Genomic DNA, 4,027 nt, shown 5'->3' with positions numbered 1-4,027 from the left:
CGCAGCATATAAAGAAGTGTTTGATATTTTTAATCGACGTTTTGAAGGGGATTACAAGTGTCTGAGTGGCTTTTATTTAGGGTAAAAAAATTATCGATCCAAGAACTTTCTTTGTCATGCTAAGTAAAGTAAGAACCAGAAGTGAAATTACTGTCGGAGAGTAATAGAGTTTCATACTAAGTATTAAAGAATCATACTGAGTAATATAATTTCATACCGATATAGAACGGAAAAGCCGACATTGTTTCCGGCTTTTACTGTTTAATGTTGTCTCTGTTAGATAATACGGGACTATTCCACGGTGGACAAGAAAAAGCCTAATCTATAACCTAATGCTATAGTCAGTTTGAGCTGGCTGTGACTTTATTACATAACAAACAAGGAATTAGTTTATGAATCTGAAAAGTTATTTGCTCTCAGCATGTCTGATATTACCTTCGATAGCGATGGCTGTCCCAACTTCCATACCGGAAATAACACGGACCCCGAACTCTGCTCCAATAAACAAGGACTATCCACTTGCATGGAGTACGGTTACTGGCACTGGTAATACATATACGCTAGAGGAATGTAAGGATAGCAACTGCAATTACACTTCTAACCTATCAGCAACATCCATCAACCTTAATTATGCTTACACAGGCACTAGAACGTATAGGGTTAAAGCGTGCGATAGCTCTGGGTGTGGTTCATATGGAAATCTGTTTAGCATCGAGTTCTATGGCCCTCCCTGGCAAACAGTGACACCTTCAGGCCCTGAGAGTATGCCCCTGTTCCGTCCGTATACAATTTCATGGGCCTCTGTGAGTAATGCAAGCTACTATGCTTTAGAAGAATGCAAAGGAAGCAGCTGCAATATTACTAACATTGATTTAGGCCAGTACTCGCAAAACAACGGGTACGTGCACCGAGGGCATGAATACACAGGTACTCGCAATTACAGAGTTAAGGCTTGCAATGAGGCTGGCTGTGCTAATTTTGCCCAATCAACCTCAGTGACCACAGTCCAGATCAGTAATAATATTAAGTCCGCTTTAATCTATACAGGCTATGGAAATGGCGAAGACGAAGGGAAAATTGATTGGAGTTTTAATCAGCCTAATTTAGATACAATTAACAAACTGGATTCCGCAGGTGTTAATCGCTTGATCATTGCGCCAACAAGCCACCTTAGTGATAGTTATTACTCAATGCAGTCCAACTCTTCGGGTAAACTACTTGATTGCACTCCGGATGAAACTCCCTTGTCAGCATCAGAAAATTTCAATGGTCTCGGCGTTAATGCTGGGAATGGCTTCCAAAAAGACGTGAATGATATATTGGCGTTGGTAAAGGCTTCAAATAACACTTCAAATATGAAAGTGTGGATCTCTACCCCTGCAGTCAAGCCGGACGATAATTATGCCCGTTACATTCCGACAAATACGCAAATTAAAAGCTGGTTAATTTGGCTCAAGGCCGCTTTCATCAACGATTGGGATTTAATCGACGGCATTTACATGTTCGATGAGAACTTTCCTGTATGTAAGGATGCAGGAAATCCTATGCTTGAGTATTTTGCAAATATCCGTAAAGACCTTATGTCTGATGCTTCACTGCAAAAGCTTAACTTTGTCTGGGCGCCAGATCGTTCCGCAAATTATAAAGAGGGTGAGGTTGCTACAACTGGCCCCTACAGTAAAGTAGAAGAGTTAATAACCGGTGGATTGGATAGTTCGGCGGCGTGGGATTTAACACCTATACTGAACGATTTCTCTTTTACTCCGCTATTTGATTATATTTTCATGCAGCCTAATGTATACACCCAAGAGGATTGGGCTGTAGGACAATCATCTGAATGGGATGGGCTACTAGCCAAAATCAGCTCCTGGGTGTCAAGCCAATCCATCTATTCAACACCCTCGGTTAAAATAAAACTGGGGATTGATATGGAAATTGATAGGATATACGGACTTGATCCTGAAAAGCAACAACGCTATGAGACTTATGAAGATAACTTTAGTAACTTAGTAAATAGCAGACCAATGCTTTTCTATTTTCACTATAAGCATAATCAAGCAGGCTGTTCTTTCGATAGCTTAGTGGATAAAGTCTCGGATTTTTACACTACGGGATCCTCTTCTCCCAGCTGTTACTCAAATGCAGGTGTTCTACTACCAGTGCCAACGAACTTAGCATTGCAAAAGTAATAAAGTTGCATACCGATACCGCTCTGACTATGATGAAAATTCAATCGGTTAGGGCGGTTTTTTATGGCTTAATATAAGCTCCTACTAAATGGAGCTTATTTTCATTTCAGTATGATACTTTATTTTTTGAGTGATGATATGCTGACTAGATGAAAAGCAAGGACTGCGGAGTGACTTGGTATGATACTTTATTACTGGACCACAATTACATCCGATCTCTTCTGCACTTCGTGAAGCACAACCAGAAATCATAAATATAAAAAGAAATACAATCGTAGATTTAAATGCCACTGCTCATCCTTGTGTATAACGCTTCGCACATGCGCGCGAACTTAAGAGCGTCATTCCGGGCCGAAGGCCCTGAATGACGCGGATTGTTAAGCTAGACTACTGCGGTTGCGCCCTAAAAACTCGAAAAACTAATGGCTTTATACATACGTGAGAAGACCATGGAATCCCCGCTATTAACAATATACCTATGAGAGGTATTATTGCTCCAGAAAAAACTATTGAGCCAAATACATAACCAAAAATACACTCTGCTCTGTATATAGGCATGAATAGACCGACTACTACCAAACCAAAAGACAAGTAAATTACAACATTTTCGTAGCTGACACTAAAGCTGAATGACTGCACAAAACTTAAAATCAGCATACCGAAAAAACCAATGCGCACGACTCGAAAAATCTTTGCCCTTACTGGCGCGTCATTATGGTTATAGTGACTAACCCACATTTAGGCCAATCTAAGGTGTCACGGCTACTCAAGTCTGAAAAAAACGTCGATATCGAGGCTAGCGGCGTTCGCAATATCTTGCTGAGGGAAAATATGAATACCACTGAGCTTCAATTGAGAGAAATCTCAGTTAAAAAACAAACGGCCTGAAGGCCGTTTGGATTATTAAACATCTAGCTCCATTACAACACCGTCTTCATCATCTTCTTCGGTCACTTCAAAACCAAACTGTGAATAGAACTTGCGCATTGCATGATGACCAGGCATATAGAGTATGGTGATTTTCTTACACTCTGGAATTGCTTTCATTTCATTAATTACCAGTTCTGTAGCGATTTTCCCAATACCTTGTCCTTGATGTTTAACATCAACCATGAACTGGGCAATATAAAACTCATCCGGTAGCCCTTCTTCAAGCTCCTGATAATATTGCATAAAACCGACGACTATATCGTCAAGATAAATTGCACGATTAACATAATGAGGGTAAAAACTGGATTCAGCAATAGACTCTGAATTTAACGCTACGTAATCTTCTTGCTCTTTAGTAATCTCTAGATGAATAACATCAAGCCAATTGTCTTTCGTAACCTCACTCAAACTTACATTCATAAAATTCCATTTTATTTTTCACATAAAGCTAACTATATATGGGAGAATTTAAAAAAAACAATACTTAATTTGAGATAAACCCGATAACTGCGTGTTATTTGTCTGCGTAAAATCGCTTGGTAGTTAGACCGTCACGTTTCCTTGGTAATCACACTAATACACCTATTGACAGAGTTTAAGCTCATATGTGTTAAAGCTTTTTAGTGCCACCTTTCAGATGCATTAATATTAATTAAAACGTCATATCCAATATATGGCTTCATTTTTTCTTGCTGTCTCGGCGATTGGTTAAAATACATTACACTTAAATGTATTGCTTCACTATTTCTATTTATTGCATTTACAAATATATAGTCAGATGAATCAATACCACTAAAATTAATTTTAAATTGGCCTAATAAGGTTCCAGAATACGAGATCCAATCTAAGAATATATTTTGAGGGAATGTATTAGAAATAACAAAAACCTCTTCATTTAAACAATGTAC

Annotated in this window: 3 protein-coding genes; 1 reads left to right on the top strand and 2 read right to left on the bottom strand. The window is 38.8% G+C overall.

Going from position 1 to position 4,027, the window contains the following annotated elements:
- The first annotated feature begins 803 nt into the window (after window positions 1-803).
- Entirely contained in the window at window positions 804-2,189 is a 1,386-nt protein-coding gene (locus QL989_RS19025; RefSeq protein ID WP_290171706.1) for a hypothetical protein, read from the top strand.
- Between the two features lie 903 nt (window positions 2,190-3,092).
- Here the strand turns inward: QL989_RS19025 and QL989_RS19020 are convergent.
- Together QL989_RS19020 and QL989_RS19015 are read right to left on the bottom strand one after the other, a co-directional pair.
- Window positions 3,093-3,539 carry a GNAT family N-acetyltransferase gene (locus QL989_RS19020; RefSeq protein WP_290171705.1) on the bottom strand — a complete coding sequence of 149 codons (447 nt, stop codon included), beginning with the start codon at window positions 3,537-3,539 and terminating at the stop codon, window positions 3,093-3,095.
- Between the two features lie 200 nt (window positions 3,540-3,739).
- On the bottom strand, window positions 3,740-4,027 hold a 288-nt coding region (locus QL989_RS19015), incomplete at its 5' end, for a hypothetical protein (protein WP_290171703.1).

The organism is Pseudoalteromonas sp. APC 3224 (assembly GCF_030407535.1).
In the GTDB taxonomy this organism is placed as follows: Bacteria; Pseudomonadota; Gammaproteobacteria; order Enterobacterales; family Alteromonadaceae; genus Pseudoalteromonas.
The sequence above is the reverse complement of the archived record's forward strand: the minus strand, read 5'-3'. Positions and strand labels throughout refer to the sequence as shown.

What these genes read in the sequence shown, in the direction of transcription:
- QL989_RS19020 (WP_290171705.1), bottom strand. Translation starts at nt 3,539, where the DNA reads ATGAATGTAAGTTTGAGTGAGGTTACGAAAGACAATTGGCTTGATGTT.